Source organism: Geomicrobium sediminis (assembly GCF_016908595.1).
In the GTDB taxonomy this organism is placed as follows: domain Bacteria; phylum Bacillota; class Bacilli; order Bacillales; family Marinococcaceae; genus Geomicrobium_A; species Geomicrobium_A sediminis.
In genome coordinates this window covers 37,643-55,941 of record NZ_JAFBEC010000009.1, presented here as the reverse complement: position 1 = coordinate 55,941, position 18,299 = coordinate 37,643, and the positions used below count along the sequence as shown (strand labels likewise).

The following is an 18,299-nucleotide window of genomic DNA, read 5'->3' as shown; positions in this document are numbered from 1 at the left end:
TTTACTGTTCTTTGAAAACTTCATAGTCGCATTTTATGCAACTCTCTTAGGAATCCAGTGGTTAATGTAGTTAGTAGCTGGTAGCAAATCTTTACGTTTTATATCTTTATAACTAGCTACAGCAAATCGATCTTTAATATCTCTGTGCAATTGGCTATAATATTTGCGCTTCATATCTTGTTCTTCTGTGAAATGATGCACTCTCTTGCCGATTGCTTTTTGTACCATTCTTTGTTCGTGGTAATCCAATGTAATTTGCTCTTCAACCTTTGTTTCAAGCTCAGTCAGTTTTTCCTCTGTTCGATCCTGTCGCTCGCTTGTTTCAATCGTTAGCTTCATTGATTGAATTAGTGATTGCTTCTCGTCCAGTACCTTCACTTTGTTTTTTTCGATTTTTTGTTTTAAATCTCTAAACTCATTCAGGAAAGTGATTTTTTTCTTCATAGCTTTGGGAGTGACATATGACATTGCGATTAAAGCAAATGCATCTTCAGTTAATAGATATTTTTTGTAAGAACGCCCTCTTTCGTTGATATAAACTGAATCCCCAAAGTTGAGGACTGAGAATTCACTTTCGCCAGCTTCGGCGAGCTTCTCGATCTGCGTCTCAATATCGCGCATCACATGGTCGTGTCGTTTATCGAATTCATTGGCAAGAGTGATACTGTCAGTTACTACTCGATCATTGTTAATGAAGACTAGTTCTTTCATTAGAATTCCTCCTATGCTGTAGTTTTTTGACTCGATTTGAGTCTGTTATCTTCAAAAAAAATATTCATATCAAAACCCAACTCGTCAGCCAATTTCTTAGCTGTCCTACCTCCTGGAAGTCTTGTCCCAACTTCAATACTTGATAGATGACTTCTAGATATATTAAGCTTATCCGCTAGCTCTTGTTGAGTGAAACCTGCTTCATCTCTTAAATCAGCTAACCATTTTCTCATGCATCACACCTCCCGTTGACTCGTATTGCGTCTCTGTGTTTTTAGTATAAGACTCATTTTGAGTCATGTCAACATTTTTTTGATTCTTTTTGAGTCAATTGTTTATGACTCTTATTGAGTCATGTATACTTGAGACATATCATTATAAGGAGTATGGCTATGCTCTCTGATAAATTATCTAAATTACGCACTGAATTAAAAATCAGTCAAACCGAGTTATCCAAACGATTAGGGATTCCGAGGACAACATACTCAGGCTATGAAAACGGATCAAGGGAACCTGATTATGAAACGCTATTAAAGATAGCTAAATATTTTGATGTCAGCACCGACTATCTATTAGGAAAAGACACGAATAAAACGCCTATTAATGACCAAGAAGTAAAAACCTACTTCTACGGAGGCGCAGATGACATCACACCTGAAGAAAAAGAGGCACTTGATGAAGTTGTAGAGTTTGAATTACGTAGACTTCGTAGAGCTAAAGAACGTGTCGAGAAGGCTTACGAGGGTGACGAGGAATTCAAAAGGTCAAGGAATAGATTGGGCGAAGACTGATCTTCTCCCACGTTATTAATTATCTGATATTTCAAGTTAGACAAGGTCTATATTGCGCATTTCTTTATGCGTATATTAATGGTTTAACCAACCAATTATGGTATTAATTTCACTATTAATATAGATATAAATTATTATGGGGGTTTTATTTTGAAGAAGTATTTATTATCAATCGGACTAGGATCAGCTCTACTATTATCTGCTTGTGGCGATGGAACAGACGAACCGAGCGATGCAGATGAGGCCGAAGGTGCAGAAGAAGATAGCGCGGCTGATGTGGACGAAGACGATCAAGAAGAACTATCTGCTGATGAAGACGACGACACCGCAAATAATGAGGTCAACGATGATTACCTGGACACAGGCGATTACGTTTTTGAATTTCAAGAAGTAGAACAAATGGAAAATGCCCGAGATGAAGAAACTCAAATAATTGCGATTGAATTAACTTTTACAAATAATAGCGATGACGACACAAGTCCTTGGATGGCAGCCGCTCAAGCGTATAGTTCGGAGCAAGAAACCGACGTAACAGTGGAATCGCTGATGGGAGCAAACGGGAGTTTCCCGGAAGGATATAAAGAAGAACTAGTCAATATGGGGGACACTAACATTAAGCCAGGTGCAACGGTGGACGCGGTGATAGGATACGAATTGTTATATCCTGGTGAAGATGTAATTCTCTCTGAACGTTCATTCGGAAATGATGATATAACATTCGAAAAGATTATAGAAACAGAAGAATAGTTATGCCAATTATGGTATTAATATCTTTATTAATATAGAAATATCTATCGAAAGTTATTCTTCCTAATGATAGCGCCGTCTCGAACGGCGTTCTCTCTTAACTATAAACCGAACATACATTCTTATCAAGGAGGGGTTCAAAATTTACATTTCGAAAATCGAACAAATCGTACTGGACATGTATCGAGACAATAAAGTGAACTCTATAAGATGCCTTAACCCCGAATTAATTGCTGAGAAATTAGGTATCTTGTTAAGAGTGACCGAGGGAAGAACTCGATCCAATGAATCTTTTGGATTGAAAGTTATCTATTTAAATGTAAATCTATCACCTTATGAAAAGGTTTGGGCTTTTTTTCACGAACTCGGTCATTTTTTTCTCCATGATGTAGATCAAAGAAAAGCCGTTAAAACAGTTGCAGAGTTCATGGAGATACAAGCTAACAGATTTGCATATTACGCTTCAATGCCTATTAACTTAGTGATTGAAGAGTACCAACGCAACTCATATATAACAGTAGATGAGCTGGCGCATCGCTTTCAAGTACCGCTTGCACATGCAGAAGTAAGAGCTCAACAAATTCAATCTAAATATATCCTATTAAGGAGTGTCGCCTAATGCGTGGTCACATTCAAAAGAGAGGAACTAAATACTCGTTTATAGTCACTCTTGGCTATGACAATCGTACAGGTAGACGTAAGCAAAAGCGTGTATCTGGGTTTAAAAGAAAAGAAGATGCTGAGAAAGCCATGAATCGTATGATCGCTGAGATTGAGGCTGGTGAATATCAGGAGCCTGATAAAACTTCATTTGAGGATTATCTACAGTCTTGGATACACAACAAACGAAATTCCATTGAAGCTGGAACGTTAAAGGGGTATCAAAATAGTATTAACCTTCATATCAATGAATACCTGGGACATGTCACCCTATCAGAGCTGAGAGTCGATATGTTCGACACATTTTATGATCATCTTTATACAGAGAAAAATTTATCTGCTACAAGCATCAAAAAGATTCATCATAGTATTTGTAAAGCATCGCTTAATGCGGCTGTTAAGAAAGGAAAATTAAAAAATAACCCTGCTGCCCTAGCAGATTTACCGTCTGGTAAGTCTCCAGCCATTAAGGTATGGGATCGAGACGAGGTTAAACACTTTCTAAAAGTAGCAGAAGGAACACAATACTACATTGCGTTTCATCTAGCATTAGCAACTGGGATGAGACAAGGTGAAATACTCGCTTTAAAATGGGATCAAATAGACGTACGTAGGAAGACATTATCCATTGAGGGTTCGTTAAAAAGAGATATGACGATTGGATCAACTAAAACCACCACTGGCAAGAGGCTAGTATCCATACCTCAAGAAACGATTGATGCATTAATACGACATGATAAAAAACAAAAAGAAGACAAACTACGTGCTGGATCAGTATACAAAGACAATAACATCGTCGTAGCTACCTCACTAGGTACGCACCTATCACCCCGTAATCTCGTAAGAACTTGGTTTAAACTACTTGATATATCCAAAAACCCGAAAATAAGGTTTCATGATTTGAGACATACACACGCTACTCAACTATTACGACTTAACTTTCACCCGAAAGTCGTTCAAGAACGTTTAGGTCATTCATCTGTTCAAGTAACAATTGATACGTATTCACATCTCTTGCCAGGTCTTCAAGAAGCTGCGGCTAAAGAAATCGGTACTGAGCTATTTAGTGACGATTATGCAAAGACGGTAACTGGGTTGGTAACGTGATAAGAAGTGAAATGAGGGATTTTTAAAGTGAGAGCCTTATGTGGCAAGAAAAGCGAGGTGGTAACAGCAATATCTCATTTTAACTAAAAAAAAGGTTATTGTTCGTTGCCCCAGAATGGTAAGGATGAGGTCACCGGTTCAAGCCCGGTAGGAAGCTCCATGATAAACACTTACATGATGTGGGTTTCGGCGATTGTCGAAGCCCACTTTTTAATTGTGGATGAGGTCTTTTGGCACAAATTTGGCACCTTTACTTTATTAAAGTGCTTTTATAAATCTTTCAGATTTTTACTCTCCCATTAACTTAAATATTACAGCACAACCAAGCTTAGTGGTCGCAATTATTTGTCTACGAATGTTCGTTCAGTGGGAAGGGAAGTGGTGTAAAGTTTTCAACGAGTTCTTCTTCTGTCCAATGATTTTTCATCTGAAAATTATCCATCCTTTCAAACAGGGGTTTGACAAACAATAAGTTCTTTAAAGATCAAGCTGAACCGTTGCTGTTACCACATAAACGGCAAAAAATGAAGGAATTAAAACGAACCGCATTTGTTAAATAGAAAATGCGGCTAAGCAGAAATCGCATCCGTAACCATTCTTCAAATGCTCATTCTACATTTACATTAATCGCTTCATGACATCCATCAATTCATCGATCACTTCTTCCTTGTTGCCTTCTTTGATAGCATTGGCGACACAGTGGTTTGTATGATCTTCCATTAAAGCAATACTCACCTTTTTCATGGCAGATTGAATCGCCGAAATTTGGTGAAGGATATCGACACAATACTTATCGTTATCAACCATCTTCTGCACACCACGTACTTGACCTTCAATCCGTTTCAGCCGATTGAGTAAGGCTTGTTTGTTTGGTTGAACGGTTCCCTTTTCATGTGTTGACATCAATGCTTCCTCCTTGGTTTTCTTTTGTTTTACAAGGGATCGTGCTCTCATCAGCACGATCCCCCTTTTTTAAGCTACATCATACCCTTGCTCTTCAATCACTTCTGTAATTTCATTCAGATCTACTTTATCCGGATCAAAGGTCACATCTACGTTTCCTTCACTTAAATGAACCTTCACATGATCCACACCCGTTAACTCACTGACATTGCCCTCAATGGATTGTACACAATGGCCGCAAGACATCCCCTGTACGTTTAATGTCATTTTCTTCATCATTGATGACTCCTTTCGTTGTTTAAATATTACCATACACTGGTAAGGTATTAAAATGATCGGTTGAAAGTTGCTTTGAAGATCGTTAACCCATCAGGGTGTGAACCTCCAACTACACCGATATCACCTCCCTTGCATGCATCCTTTCTGCTCGAGGTAAAAAAGACCGGATTTCCTCTTGATGGTAACCCACTTGCATTTGTTGACCATCCATCATGATGGGACGTTTGAGCAATGTCGGATGGCTGGCAACCATTGTAAATAATGTGTTCGTTGTGAGTTCATCCATATCAAGATGGAGCTCCTTAAAAGACTTGGAATGCCCGGAAACGATGTCTTCAACACCATTTTCCGTAAACTGAAACAATCGAATCACTTCTTCCATGGATAGACGCGTTTTAGATACATCGATCTCCATAAAGGGGATCTGGTATTGCTGCATCCATTTTTTCGCATTGCGACAAGATGTACAGCTGGTAGACGTATAGATCTACAGCATCCTTCACCCCCTCCTTTTATTGACGCCCTTCTCTCATCTGTTGAACGAGTGCTTCAATCTCGTTTTGATTGCGTTCGAAACCTGTAAACACAATGGGCTTTTGTAGCCTTCCAAGAAGCGACTGTTTCTGAAAGACAAAACCGGGAACAACCCTTGATCCGGTGAGCTTTTTCAGTTGGTCCTCCTTCTCCGGTTCATTGCTCAAGTCATGCTCCACAAAAGGCGTTTGTGTCTTTTTCAAATACTTCTTCCCATCTTGGCAATCCGAACACCATGGATGGGTGTAAAGCTCTAATGAATACATGAGATAATCCCTCCTTAGGATTGGACCTCAATGACAAAAGGGAAGGCCACCACATCTTGATCCGAAAAGTCGAACTCCACCCATACTTTATAGAGGCCGGGTTCTGCAAAATGCGTCTCAAAGACCGTCTCATTCTCCGATACTGGATGAACGTGAATGAAATTTTCCGCCGCTTCATCCAGAATGACGACATGCCCCAAGGCTCCTAAATAAGGTTGTGGCTCTTCCCCGTGCAAATCAAACGCAAGGGTCGCCTCTTCGCCCACTTCTAACCCTGACGCATTCAAAGTTACCGTTTTATCGGATCTCTCTTTGGTCATCGACGTATCTACGGTTAATGCGGCTTCTTCTGTGGTGGGATGATCCCCCACAACAAGGTCATTGGCTTCAATCACGTAATCCTTGTCTTTGGGTTGAATATCCACGAATGCTTTGTAACGGCCATGGTCTAGCGACGTGTCCACGTAAAATGTCCCCTCCGATTCCTTTTCCGGATGATGATGGATAAACGTCTCTAAGTCTTCCGAAACCACGATGAGGTGCATTTCCTTTTCATGTGTCACCTCAAGCTCTGGCGCATTTCCTTCGTCATCCATCAGGTCGATCTGTATGCGTTCATTGTCGTACGTGACTTCGGTTTGAATTTCTGATTCAACGCCCTGATGCTGGTGGTCATTCATGTGATCATCCTCCTGGGTAATGTCTTGGTCCTCATGTGCTCCATGGTCTTCTGATCCTTCAGTTTGGCTGCTTTGCTCTACGTGGCCTTCATGATCCATATCGCCACTTTGGAGAGGATTCTCGCCTGTGATCACGCTATAACCCGCGATCACAAGCGCGACATACGTGATGCCAATAGTCACCCACGTTTTGATTTTCATTGTGCCCCCTCCTTGCGGTCTAATTTCAGACGTTGCAAGCGCAGTGCATTCAGCACAACGGAAACTGAGCTAAAAGCCATCGCCGCGCCTGCCACCCATGGGGCGAGAAGACCGGCGGCTGCGATTGGAATGGAAGCCGAATTGTAGAAGAACGCAAAGAACAAATTCTGTCTGATATTGCGAATTGTTTTCCTGCTCAACGTCATACTATCCGCGACACTATGAAGGTCTCCACGCATCAGGGTAATGTCAGCAGCCTCAATCGCCACGTCCGTCCCTGTTCCAATTGCCATACCAATATCCGCAACTGCAAGCGCCGGAGCATCATTGATACCATCCCCAACCATCGCTACTTTCTTTCCTTCGCGTTGGATTTTCTTGACCTCTTCTGCTTTTTGTTCAGGAACGACCTCGGCGATGACCCGGTCAATGCCCACTTCTTGAGCAATGGCGTTGGCGGTACGCTCATTGTCCCCGGTGAGCATCATCACTTCTAACCCATGCTCATGCATTCGCTTGATTGCTGCTTTTGACGTGTCTTTCACTGTATCAGCCACTGCGACCATACCGGCCAGCTGTTGATCAATGGCGATCAGCATCGCTGTTTTTCCTTGATCCTCAAGATCCGTCATTTTGTGATCAAAATCACCGATCGAGATGTTCTTTTGTTTCATTAATTTGCGCGTCCCCACAAACACTTCTGAACCTTTGACAACGGAACGGATGCCATATCCCGGAACAGCCTCAAAGTCCTTGGGGTCTTCTAGGGAAATGCCTTTGTTCTCAACACCCCGAACGATCGCTTCCGCAAGGGGGTGCTCCGAGTTTTTCTCCGCAGCGCCTACAAATGCCATCATCTGTTCTTCCTCAAAACCTGAGGCTGTGACAACGTCTGTCAATTCAGGTTCCCCTTTGGTGACGGTACCGGTTTTATCGAGCACGATGGTTTGAATCGAACGTGTATTTTCAAGGTGCTCGCCCCCTTTAAAAAGGACGCCCATCTCGGCTGCACGGCCGGAACCCGCCATAATGGACGTGGGTGTTGCTAATCCAAGCGCACATGGGCAAGCGATGACAAGAATCGTAATAAGGGGCACTAACGCCGATCGTAAATCACCCGGATTGATGACGAAATACCAAACAAGGAACGATGCAATGGCAATCAAGACAACGATGGGCACAAAGATCCCGGATACTTTATCGGCAATCCGTTGAATATCTGCTTTACTGCCTTGAGCCTCTTCCACGACTTTGACAATTTGAGAAAGTGCGGTATCTTTCCCAACCTTTGTAGCTTCGACCTTAAGAAGACCATTTTTATTAATCGTGGACCCGATGACTTCATCGCCGGGCTTCTTATCCATCGGAATACTTTCCCCGGTAATCATCGATTCATCAATGGCAGACTGTCCTTCATAGACGCTGCCATCGACAGGGATTTTTTCACCCGGACGAACCAGAACCATGTCGCCGACGAGGACTTCATCAATGGAAACTTCCTGTTCTTCCCCGTCGCGTATGATTCGCGCTGTTTTGGCTTGTAATCCGAGGAGTTTTTGAATCGCTTGGCTCGTGCGTCCTTTTGCTCGAACTTCAAACAATTTCCCAAGGACCACCAAGGTGATAATCACGGCAGCCGCCTCAAAATAAAGTTCCGGCATTCCTTGTTGCCCTGTCGCAAACCATTCCCACCCCAGGAATATGCTGTAAAAATAAGCGACGGTCGTTCCGAGGGCGATCAAGACGTCCATATTCGCACTCTTACTTTTCAACGCCTTGTAAGCACCACTGTAAAATTGGGCACCCACGATAAACTGCACCGGGGTCGCTAGCGCTAACTGCACCCATGGGTTCATGAACATATCGGGCATATAGAGAAAGGCCGTGAATTCAAAATGCGTCACCATCGTCCATAACAAGGGGAGCGTCAATATGGCCGAAAAGATGAACTTTCCAGTCTGGTGACGGACCTCATCCTTTTTATGATCTGCCGTTTCTGCTCTGGACGTTTCTGGCTTTAACGCATAGCCCAGTTTATGAACAGCGTCAATCATGTCACCGGTGGTGACTTGAGCATCGTCATACTCTACCGAGACATTTTCCAAGGCAAAATTGACAGAGGCGTTGGAGACTCCCTCCATCTTGGCCAAACGCTTTTCAATTTTTGTCGCACATGCCGCACAAGTCATGCCGGAAATATCAAAGGTCCGCTTATCCTTAGCCACTTGATAGCCCAGTTTATGGATCTTCTCCTCAAAGGCTTGAACATTTGTTTGATCGGGATCATACACCACTTTTGTTTTTTCAATGGCAAAGTTGACCGTGGCTTCTTGAACCCCATCCATTTTGGATAGGCCCTTTTCTATTTTGTTAGCACATGCGGCACAAGTCATGCCTGTGATGGGTAAGGAAACTTCTTTTGCTGTTGACACGCTTTATCCCTCCTTCGGGTCATTTTCCTTTTGGAAACGCCCTTTTGTATACCTATAGAATCGGTGATTGAAAAAAGGTTGTTGTTGAAGCGTCGCAAGCACCAACTGCTTTGCGAGTATAGGTGTCAGGGATCGATACCAAGTCCCTTTTGGATAAAGGATAACGATGGGGCCGTGTTTACATTGGCCATTGCACCATGTCTTCGTTGTATGAACGGTTTTCGCCGGATCACGCTCCGCGAGGGTTTCTCGAATGACGTTCGTAACGGCTTCGGCTCCCTTTCGTGTGCATGATTTACCATGACACATGAGAAAGTGATCCGACCTTCCCTCTAAATCCATCTTTTACTTCCTCCTCCCAGCCTTTCGAGTGACACCACTGCTTTGAGGGGGCGAATGGTCACCCTCCTTCGATCATTTTTGGTTCGTTTCTTAATTCACAATACCATACCCCCCTAATGTATGCAAGGAGTTTCGATTTGTTCCCTTTTGTGATTCGATTTGCATTCCTGCATCACCTATGAATTAAGGAATCGAATAAAACGGGCATGGATGGATAATTTAAAAAGCAAGGGTAAGAGGTTTGAAACATACCCACTAGGGGTATATAATTGATGGCAAAGGATGAATAAGCATCCAAAGCCATTACGTTAAAAGGAGGAATTCAACCTTGAACCGACAGGATCAAGACCACCAAACTAAACCTGAATCCGATGACAACCACGATCACCATCACAAGAGCCATAATCATCATCATAATGGAGGTGATCCTCACGCAGAAAGTCATCACGGCCATGAACATCACCATCATCATGAAGACCGTGAGCATGACAATCATGATCATCACGGCAGCCACTCCGGCCATGGTCATCACGGGCATGGTGGCCACGAAGATATGATGGCCGATTTTAAAAAGCGGTTTTTCATCACGGTAATTCTAGCTATACCTATCATTATTTTGTCCGATATGATCCAGATGTTTTTTAACTATACCGTTACATTTCCCGGTGATACGGCTGTTGAACTTATCTTGGCCTCCATCGTCTTCTTTTACGGAGGTTGGCCTTTCTTAACGGGACTCGTAAGTGAGATCAAGGATAAATCTCCAGGGATGATGACCCTCATCGGGTTTGCCATTACCGTTGCATATGTCTACAGTGCCGCTACGGTCTTTGGTCTTGAGGGGATGGATTTCTTCTGGGAGCTGGCTACGCTGATTGCCATTATGCTTCTTGGCCACTGGATTGAGATGAAATCCGTAATGAAAGCTTCCGATTCACTTGAATCATTGGTAGAAATGATGCCCCAGGAAGCGAATAAACTGGATGAACACGATCAGGTTACATCTGTCTCCGTCTCTGAACTTAAAAAGGGAGATCGACTTTTGATTAAGCCGGGCGAGAAAATACCGGCGGATGGACGTATTTTAAATGGAAAATCCTCCGTCAATGAATCGATGCTTACCGGAGAGTCTGAGCCTGTTGAAAAAAGCGAAGGGGACGAAGTCATTGGCGGAGCGATCAACACCTCCGGATCGTTGACGATTGAAGTCTCCAAAACGAGCGACGAAGGTTATTTGTCACAGGTAGTGCAGCTGGTCAAAGAGGCACAAGAAAGCAAATCAAAAACCCAGATGCTTTCGGACCGCGCCGCCAGTCTGCTATTCTACGTTGCTGTCGTTGCCGGAATCGTGACCTTCAGTACTTGGATGGCACTTGGTGTAGATACAAATTTCGCGGTTACACGGATGGTCACTGTTCTTGTCATTTCTTGTCCGCACGCCCTCGGTCTCGCGATTCCGTTAGTGGCTGCTCGCTCCACAGGGATTTCGGCTCAAAAAGGGTTATTCATTCGAAACCGTATCGGATTTGAAAGCGCCCGAAGAGTAGATACGATGATTTTTGACAAGACCGGAACGCTTACGCATGGGGAATTCGGAGTTACAGATATTATCCCTCAGAAGGATGTATCCGAAGAGGAGCTGCTAAGGCTGGCAGCCTCACTTGAGTCGCAATCGGAGCACCCGATTGCTGCCGGAATTGTAGCAAAAGGAAGAGAAGAACAAATTGATATTCCTCAACCGGAAAACTTTGATTCAATGACGGGGGCAGGAATTACTGGAAACATTGATGGCAAGGTTATTTCGGTCGTCAGTCCGGGTTATCTGAAAAGAGAAGGGATTAGTTATGACGAGGAGCGCTTATCCAAGCTCTCCGCAACAGGAAAAACCGTTGTTTTTGTTCTTCAGGATCAAACCTTGCTCGGTGCAATTGCCTTAGCTGATACCGTGAAAGAATCCGCCAAAGAAGCTGTTGAGCGGTTGCACCGAATGGGCATCGAAACCGTGATGCTCACGGGAGATAACGAGAAAGTCGCCCATGAGGTCGCCAAACAGATTGGCATCGATGAAGTGATTGCCGAAGTTCTCCCACATGAAAAGGCGGAAAAAGTGAAAGAATTGAAGAAAGACGGAAAACGTGTGGGTATGACTGGAGATGGGATTAATGATGCCCCCGCCCTTGCTAATGCCGATCTCGGTGTTGCCGTTGGAGCAGGAACAGACGTCGCCATGGAAACGGCCGATGTTGTGCTCGTCAATAGTGATCCACTCGATGTCGTATCCATTGTCGATTTGTCTAAAATCACGTATCGCAAAATGATTCAAAACCTTTGGTGGGCCGCAGGTTACAACATTGTGGCGATCCCACTTGCGGCTGGTGTACTGGCTCCATGGGGTTTTCTCCTTGACCCTGCTTTAGGGGCTGTACTCATGTCACTGAGTACCGTTATCGTAGCGATTAATGCCCAGACGCTAAAGATGAAATAGCTACCCTGTGTATATGTACCGCCAATCTCTTAAAAATTACCAGTGAATAGAAGTATGGCCACGTCCATCCAAATAAACAAGTAACCTAGTGTACGATAACCATTCCGTTTATCTACGACTCGTGCTTGTGGGTTTTTGTTGGATTGTATTGGGATCGGGTTTGTAGGATTGCTTTTTTATCCTTACTCGGTTCCTCCTTTCCGATTATCATATGATGGTTTTGCTCGTGTTGCGGGGATGGCTGCTTTTCCATATTTGAATAGGGGAAGGTCCAGAATGTGAGTAGCATTAACAAACACGTTGCAACTAGCAAGACATAATCATATTTTTGAATGAAGGTTGCAAATGTTTCCTGAAGGACGTGGCGAATACAAAACATCGTTGTACCCATTAACAATAACAAACTGATCAATAGGAGGGCTGCACCTTCTGAAATCGTGAGCATTTCTACAACCATGGTGCCCATCATACCTGCCATGATACCAGAAAAAAGCCCTTCAATACTCGCTAGCACATGTAAGCGTATACCGAGAATAAATCCGGTGATTCCAGCAAAGGTTATGCTGTACAAGGTCGAATATAACAAATTTCCATGAAGGACGATTCCGAAGAAAAAACCTAATGACAAGCCAAATACCATGGCCAAAGCCATGGTCATCATCATATTGACCATAAGGCTACCCTTATATCTGCTAAAAAAATAAACAGAACAAATTAAAACCAGATGTATGGAAAAGAAATAAATAATATACATATACCCTGTAATCATTTAATCATACTCCTTGTCCTTTATCACTATGTTATGGTTGTAATATCAACATATATGACAAAAATAAAAATGCATTAGGGGGGTAAAGTATATTTAAATCCAGTTCGCTGAGGGAGCCTATCTCACCAAACGTGCTTAAGTTAATAAGTGCTTACTGGCTTAAAGGGGGACAGAAACGATTCGAGGATTGAGGGGCCACTCCGAGATGCGTTCCGGGAAGTAAACCAACTGGTAAAGTTCACATATTGGGAAGACGGTGAGTTCTTCGATCTGATTGGTCACTGTCATTTCTTCAATAAAGATCAGCAGCAATTCCCTATCCTTAGTTCAGACTCGGAAGTTCATTACTTGAAGTTTAAGACGGTCGCTAATATATGGAGCTTATTTTTATTACACTAAAGCGCTTCGATTGCCGCAGACCCTTAGGATGCTTTGTTTGAACATTTAACGAAGTAGCTGGTTACTAGGAGCCTTCATCTTAATGCTGTGTGATAATGCTTTTTCTTTGATAAATTCTCTTCTTTTTATCTGTATAAATTCATGAGTAAAAGTATAAAATAAAAGTGGTATCGTTAGCAACAATGATAAAGGACGAGAGTTATCCCTTATACTCCACAATCTTCAACATGAAGGATTACTCGTCATACATGGGCAGTTAAGATGACAGACTGCCCTTGTATTGGCTTAACAAACAAAGCCACTTAACAGGATTGACTGCCCTGTAGAGTCTCTTCTTTCGAGACAGTGAAGTATGCTGGGTATCTTTGCGTAATACTGCGCAAATATTATTAATTTTCAAAACAAATTACGATGCTTATGCATAAATGAGCGAATCTTTATTAAATTAAAGCGCCTCGTTTCAAGAATAAATCCTTTTCTTTGTTGAGTCTCCTAAGTCCACCAAACTAAGAAAGCAACCCATCAAAAAAAGAGGATCTCCTCCAATGCTTAAATAACACTGTTAGGAGATCGCCTGCCAGTGGGCAGTGGAGGAACAAGATTATGGCTCATTTTTCACCGGGAAACAAAATAGCGATAATGACAACATCATCATCCATTCGTTCAAAGTATATTCTGAACTTTTTAATGACCATATGTGATATCCCTTTATAAGAGCCAGATTCCTCTGTATACGTTTGCCCAAGGATAGGGTTTTTAAGTGTATCCTCTATCTCTAAGACAACCTGGGATATAAAATCAAGTGTTTCTTCTGGTGTAAAATGTTCACTTCTAAATTTAAGAAGTTTCTTTTTTACTGCGGGAGGCCATATGATGTTACGATTCGTCATGACATAAAGTCCCTGGAAGTAAACGATTCTAAAAGTTCTTTCGTGGAGTAACCTAATCCTTGTTGATATTGTTGTTTGCTTTCCGTAATCATTTTATCAAGTGCAGGATTGGCAGCTACATCATCGCTTATAGATGGCTCGTCTTCTTCTTGAAGAACAAGCGTGAATCTCCCCTTACCAGGGATAAAAAATTGGCCAACCGAATTTTCACGATTCATTTTCGAGATGTACTCCATAAGTTCCTTAGTTGATTGAACTCTTTCCATACCATACACCTCCAACATAGATGGTCTGTTGCAGAAATTATATCACAAATTTCCCTTTATCGTTTGTATTAACCTACAATACTTAAACATATAGTCAGCAGGTGAATCCTCTTGAAATTACACAATCATTATACCTGAAATTTGCCTAGAAAGCGTCTTTTTCAAACAACCGTTATTCCATTAAATGGTCCGTTTGCTTAACTATTAGAAATAGGGACAGTTGCATTCGCTTTATTTTCCAAAGTTGCCCCCTCAATCCTCGAATCGTTTCCGTAATCCTGAAAGAGTACGTTATAAGTAACATTATCACAAAAAAGCTCTTTTCACCCTATTTCAGAAAAGCAACTGCAAGCTAAACGCCATGACAGCCATGCCGAGTACGAACCCATAAATCGAGGAATGCTCTCTATTGTATTTTTTGGCCGCAGGAATGAGCCCATCAAGTGAGATAAAAACCATAATCCCGGCAACGGCAGCAAATACGATACCAAACAGGATATCGTTTAAGAAAGGCATCAAGAACATAAATGCGACCACTGCACCGAGAGGCTCTGATAATCCTGATAAAAATGAATACAAAAGTGCTTTCTTTCTACTTCCTGTTGCATAATATATGGGGACGGATACGGTGATGCCTTCCGGGATATTGTGAAGGGCAACTGCGATCGATATGGCAACGCCGAGGGTAGGCTCCTGTAAAGCCGCGGTAAAGGTGGCAATTCCTTCCGGGAAATTGTGGATGGTTATGGCAAGCGCGGTGAAACTCCCCATTCTCATTAATTCCGGATCTTTTGATCTCGCCGATTGGGGAGATTGATTCATCTCTTCCACTTTTTTCACTTCATGGGGGTTGCCTTGATTAGGAACGAACTTGTCGATCAACGCAACCAGCAGCATACCGGCAAAGAATCCGCCCAACGTCAACCAACTTCCGGTCTGTTCCCCTATAGCGCTTGTTAAGGAATCCTGCGCTTCAGAAAAAATCTCCACGAAAGATACGTAAATCATGACCCCCGCCGAGAACCCTAGTGCCCAAGACAGGAATTTCGTATTGGTTGTCGATGTGAAAAATGCAATAAGGCTACCCAATCCCGTTGCAAGCCCAGCAATCAACGTAAGACCAAGGGCAAACCACACCTCTTGTTCCACTACACATCACTCCATTTTCTTGTGAATTTATAACTTCCAACTCGTATCCAATGTAATATTCGAGGTCATGATAATTGCAAAATCGCCATGGGGTTAAAGACAAATAATTTCATGAAGTCCCATCAATTAGAATTAATCCAGGCATCAAAAATTATGTAGATATGAGCAAACTTAGCCCTTCCCATCCTCCAAATTGTTATCTCCAGTGTAAATATTGTTTAATACTGCTTATGAACTTTGACAATGACCCAAGAAGAAGATTTGAACGATGTAAAGAAAGAGATGTCAGCAAAAGCGCGGTTCCAGGAATGCATCGATCTCATTCGCCCACGGTTAGAAAGAACAAAGTAATAGGTTTTGATCGCTCGGCTCATCCTTCTTCTTTCATTACTTCATATACTCTTTTTTATCAGTATAGAAGAAATGTATGAAAAAACTATGGAGAATCTATAATACCGGACAGTTTCTTTAGATTGAATATTGCATTCAATTTGTACCACCCTTGCAATCTTTTTTACCACCAAGTGCGGAAAGGTTTACCACTTTTTGCGGAAGCCTTTACCAGCTCATCATTCGAGGCTCCCCTTACCGCCTTGCTGGTAGCCGCCCGAAGGGTTTACCTTTGACAGCTGTGCTCGCTTCCGCGATACGGCGAAAGGGGTCGGGGCCACATCGCAGAATCGGGTGAAGCGATGGGTTCGTGGTAAACTTCGCATGCGGCTGATGACTCTTTGAGCTTTTTTCACCCTGCCGCCATCAGATGCACACCACGAACCCAAACAGCTTTCAAAGGCGGCGGATATGGCTAGGTAGCCCAGAGGCCGCTACGCATCCTGAGACCAAAGTTTTTTGTCCACTTTCTTGACAGAGAACCCAACTCATTCTCTGTCATGGCAATATTTAATCCACTCTTTTCACTTGTGGTAAAGGGCTCCGCAAAAAGTGGTACATTCCTTTGCAAAGGGTGGTAAAAAAGACCGCACAAGTGGTAAAAATCGTCCGCCGTACTCACTTTAGGTAAATTAAAAGGGGAGGAACATGTTTATAGAAGGAATCTTTCAAACTCGTAAGAATACTTCATAATTTCTTCACTTTTTTCACCTACACTAGAACTATCAGCATTAACTATACTTATACAGGGGGTGAATGTAATGCGCGGTAAATATATCATGCCCATTATTTTGACGGTAATAACCTTAGCGTTTTTTCTAATGTTCAACCCATTTACGGTTGAAACTGAAGTCGAGGAAGCAGGGGAGTGGGTTGAGATTGACCAAAACGAGGTGAATGCAGAGATTGGTGAGGAAAGCGTTGAATTGGTTGATTTGCGTGAAGAAGAGCTTTACGAGGCAGGGCATATCCCTGGTTCCATTCTTATACCCTATGAGGAATTTCAACAGCGCTATCACGAACTGAACGCTGATAAACGCATTATTTTAATTTGCCATACAGGGCGTATGGGGGTCGAAAGCGCAGAATTTCTTGTTGATCAAGGTTTTGATGATGTTGCCAACTTTGGTGGTGGTATGGCCGTTTGGGAAGGGCCATTGGAAGTGAATTAGGTTAGCATTGTCTATTCTGATTCATTTTCTCGTTATTTACTTTTCGATGCAAGCTACTATGATATATAATTTTTTCAAAGGGAAGCCCATTGTAACAAGTTTCTGGGACTAGGTAGCTATTTCTAACTTGAACCAATACGAACTAATGATTCCCTTTTCCCTCTACATCACATCCTTCATCTTACGAAATAATGGTTTTTCTAAGGTGTAAAATCTCATAGTCGATGTCGCCTCGAACACATGTAGAGATGCGGGAGAACAATGGGAACATGTAACGTCTATGGCGCATTGGGAGATCTCAGGTTTTCCGAAGGAATGTATGATACGAGGAGCTTCACACCCACATCATCGGAAACAAAAGCATGCAGTAACTCATAATAAAAAAAGCTGTTGTTATGAGCAAGTCATAACAACAGCTTTTTTTTAGAAAACGGTCTCCGGTAATCGAAATCTTTTTGGATGGTTATAAGAAAGGTTGGATTCTCTCGATGAGCATTTCCTCGGTCACTTCTCCCATAATAATATCAACTATAATACCTTCTTCATTAATCAAATACGTGGTTGGAAGACCTGCGACTTGATACTCATCAGCCATTTCCCCATCCATGTCGAAGAGGACAGGCATGGTGACTGGTCGATCATCTAAAAATTCCATCGCTTCATCCATCGTACGTTCAAACGACGACATATTGACCGCTAGAACATTAACCCTTTCGTCACCAAATTTTTGATGTACTTGATTAAGCATGGGAAACTCTCGAATGCAGGGTTCACACCAAGAAGCCCAAAAATTCATAATGACAAACGTGCCACGTACATCGTTTAAACTCATACTTTCTCCTCCAGCTTGCGGCAACTCAATATCCGGGGCCTCTTCTCCCTGGTTTACACCCATTGGTGGAGAAGAAACAGAATTATAGATGATACCTCCCATCACCAAGGTTGCAATCAGAAGAGCCCCTATGCTACTTATTTTTAGAACCATTTATATTCCTCCATCGACCCGTTGGAGTGCTTCCATTGAATAGTCAAAGTATATGTGTAGCTATTCACGTTTCTTATTTGCCATTTGTCTTCCTTGTAACAGGATTGAACTTTTCATTTGCAACACGGTGTCATGATTAGG

The 18,299-nt window shown here is 42.5% G+C and carries 20 protein-coding genes; 6 read left to right on the top strand and 14 right to left on the bottom strand.

Going from position 1 to position 18,299, the window contains the following annotated elements; all coding sequences use genetic code 11:
• Nucleotides 1-33: 33 nt before the first annotated feature.
• A complete protein-coding gene (locus tag JOD17_RS15215) occupies nucleotides 34-711 on the bottom strand; it encodes a Rha family transcriptional regulator (RefSeq protein WP_204698775.1) in 678 nt (225 codons plus the stop codon).
• A gap of 11 nt (nucleotides 712-722) precedes the next feature.
• A complete protein-coding gene (locus JOD17_RS15210) occupies nucleotides 723-944 on the bottom strand; it encodes a helix-turn-helix transcriptional regulator (protein ID WP_204698773.1) in 222 nt (73 codons plus the stop codon).
• 159 nt (nucleotides 945-1,103) lie between these two features.
• Here JOD17_RS15210 and JOD17_RS15205 point away from each other — a divergent pair, with 159 nt between their 5' ends.
• The 4 genes from JOD17_RS15205 to JOD17_RS15190 all read left to right on the top strand — a co-directional run bounded on the left by JOD17_RS15205 (nucleotide 1,104) and on the right by JOD17_RS15190 (nucleotide 4,016).
• The gene (locus JOD17_RS15205; RefSeq protein ID WP_052366606.1) at nucleotides 1,104-1,502 is read left to right on the top strand and encodes a helix-turn-helix domain-containing protein; all 399 of its coding nucleotides are present in this window, start codon (nucleotides 1,104-1,106) and stop codon (nucleotides 1,500-1,502) included.
• Nucleotides 1,503-1,652: 150 nt separating this feature from the next.
• A complete protein-coding gene (locus JOD17_RS15200) occupies nucleotides 1,653-2,249 on the top strand; it encodes a DUF5067 domain-containing protein (RefSeq protein WP_204698771.1) in 597 nt (198 codons plus the stop codon).
• Nucleotides 2,250-2,445: 196 nt separating this feature from the next.
• On the top strand, nucleotides 2,446-2,868 hold the full coding sequence (locus JOD17_RS15195; protein ID WP_204698769.1) for an ImmA/IrrE family metallo-endopeptidase: 423 nt from the start codon (nucleotides 2,446-2,448) through the stop codon (nucleotides 2,866-2,868).
• A complete protein-coding gene (locus JOD17_RS15190; RefSeq protein WP_204698768.1) occupies nucleotides 2,868-4,016 on the top strand; it encodes a site-specific integrase in 1,149 nt (382 codons plus the stop codon). The genes JOD17_RS15195 and JOD17_RS15190 overlap by 1 nt, the downstream gene beginning before the upstream one ends.
• A gap of 618 nt (nucleotides 4,017-4,634) precedes the next feature.
• Here the strand turns inward: JOD17_RS15190 and JOD17_RS15185 are convergent.
• The 7 genes from JOD17_RS15185 to JOD17_RS15155 form a co-directional block, all read right to left on the bottom strand.
• Nucleotides 4,635-4,919: a metal-sensitive transcriptional regulator gene (locus JOD17_RS15185; protein ID WP_204698767.1), complete on the bottom strand. Its 285-nt coding sequence runs from the start codon at nucleotides 4,917-4,919 to the stop codon at nucleotides 4,635-4,637.
• A gap of 69 nt (nucleotides 4,920-4,988) precedes the next feature.
• Nucleotides 4,989-5,195, bottom strand: coding sequence for a copper chaperone CopZ (gene copZ, locus JOD17_RS15180; protein WP_204698939.1), 207 nt, complete (start codon nucleotides 5,193-5,195; stop codon nucleotides 4,989-4,991).
• 112 nt (nucleotides 5,196-5,307) lie between these two features.
• The gene (locus JOD17_RS15175) at nucleotides 5,308-5,685 is read right to left on the bottom strand and encodes a Spx/MgsR family RNA polymerase-binding regulatory protein (protein WP_338028812.1); all 378 of its coding nucleotides are present in this window, start codon (nucleotides 5,683-5,685) and stop codon (nucleotides 5,308-5,310) included.
• Between the two features lie 25 nt (nucleotides 5,686-5,710).
• Nucleotides 5,711-5,998 carry a glutaredoxin family protein gene (locus JOD17_RS15170; RefSeq protein WP_204698766.1) on the bottom strand — a complete coding sequence of 96 codons (288 nt, stop codon included), beginning with the start codon at nucleotides 5,996-5,998 and terminating at the stop codon, nucleotides 5,711-5,713.
• A gap of 14 nt (nucleotides 5,999-6,012) precedes the next feature.
• Nucleotides 6,013-6,879 carry a hypothetical protein gene (locus JOD17_RS15165; protein WP_239575604.1) on the bottom strand — a complete coding sequence of 289 codons (867 nt, stop codon included), beginning with the start codon at nucleotides 6,877-6,879 and terminating at the stop codon, nucleotides 6,013-6,015.
• Entirely contained in the window at nucleotides 6,876-9,311 is a 2,436-nt protein-coding gene (locus JOD17_RS15160) for a heavy metal translocating P-type ATPase (RefSeq protein WP_204698765.1), read from the bottom strand. The genes JOD17_RS15165 and JOD17_RS15160 overlap by 4 nt, the downstream gene beginning before the upstream one ends.
• Nucleotides 9,312-9,314: 3 nt before the next feature.
• A complete protein-coding gene (locus JOD17_RS15155; RefSeq protein ID WP_204698764.1) occupies nucleotides 9,315-9,653 on the bottom strand; it encodes a (2Fe-2S) ferredoxin domain-containing protein in 339 nt (112 codons plus the stop codon).
• 328 nt (nucleotides 9,654-9,981) lie between these two features.
• Between JOD17_RS15155 and JOD17_RS15150 the strand changes: the two genes are divergently transcribed.
• A complete protein-coding gene (locus JOD17_RS15150; protein WP_204698763.1) occupies nucleotides 9,982-12,138 on the top strand; it encodes a heavy metal translocating P-type ATPase in 2,157 nt (718 codons plus the stop codon).
• 112 nt (nucleotides 12,139-12,250) lie between these two features.
• Here the strand turns inward: JOD17_RS15150 and JOD17_RS15145 are convergent, their stop codons facing one another.
• The 4 genes from JOD17_RS15145 to zupT all read right to left on the bottom strand — a co-directional run bounded on the left by JOD17_RS15145 (nucleotide 12,251) and on the right by zupT (nucleotide 15,611).
• Nucleotides 12,251-12,907, bottom strand: a complete 657-nt coding sequence (locus JOD17_RS15145; RefSeq protein WP_204698761.1) for a hypothetical protein — start codon at nucleotides 12,905-12,907, stop codon at nucleotides 12,251-12,253.
• Nucleotides 12,908-13,914: 1,007 nt separating this feature from the next.
• Nucleotides 13,915-14,196, bottom strand: a complete 282-nt coding sequence (locus tag JOD17_RS15140; protein WP_204698760.1) for a type II toxin-antitoxin system RelE/ParE family toxin — start codon at nucleotides 14,194-14,196, stop codon at nucleotides 13,915-13,917.
• Nucleotides 14,193-14,462: a hypothetical protein gene (locus JOD17_RS15135; RefSeq protein WP_204698759.1), complete on the bottom strand. Its 270-nt coding sequence runs from the start codon at nucleotides 14,460-14,462 to the stop codon at nucleotides 14,193-14,195. Before JOD17_RS15135 ends, JOD17_RS15140 begins: the two co-directional genes overlap by 4 nt.
• A gap of 333 nt (nucleotides 14,463-14,795) precedes the next feature.
• A complete protein-coding gene (zupT, locus tag JOD17_RS15130; RefSeq protein ID WP_204698758.1) occupies nucleotides 14,796-15,611 on the bottom strand; it encodes a zinc transporter ZupT in 816 nt (271 codons plus the stop codon).
• Between the two features lie 1,151 nt (nucleotides 15,612-16,762).
• On the opposite strand from zupT, the gene JOD17_RS15125 reads away from it, so the two are divergent.
• Nucleotides 16,763-17,173 carry a rhodanese-like domain-containing protein gene (locus JOD17_RS15125; protein WP_204698757.1) on the top strand — a complete coding sequence of 137 codons (411 nt, stop codon included), beginning with the start codon at nucleotides 16,763-16,765 and terminating at the stop codon, nucleotides 17,171-17,173.
• A gap of 463 nt (nucleotides 17,174-17,636) precedes the next feature.
• On the opposite strand, the gene JOD17_RS15120 is transcribed toward JOD17_RS15125, so the two are convergent.
• Nucleotides 17,637-18,158: a TlpA family protein disulfide reductase gene (locus tag JOD17_RS15120; RefSeq protein ID WP_204698756.1), complete on the bottom strand. Its 522-nt coding sequence runs from the start codon at nucleotides 18,156-18,158 to the stop codon at nucleotides 17,637-17,639.
• Nucleotides 18,159-18,299 lie beyond the last annotated feature (141 nt).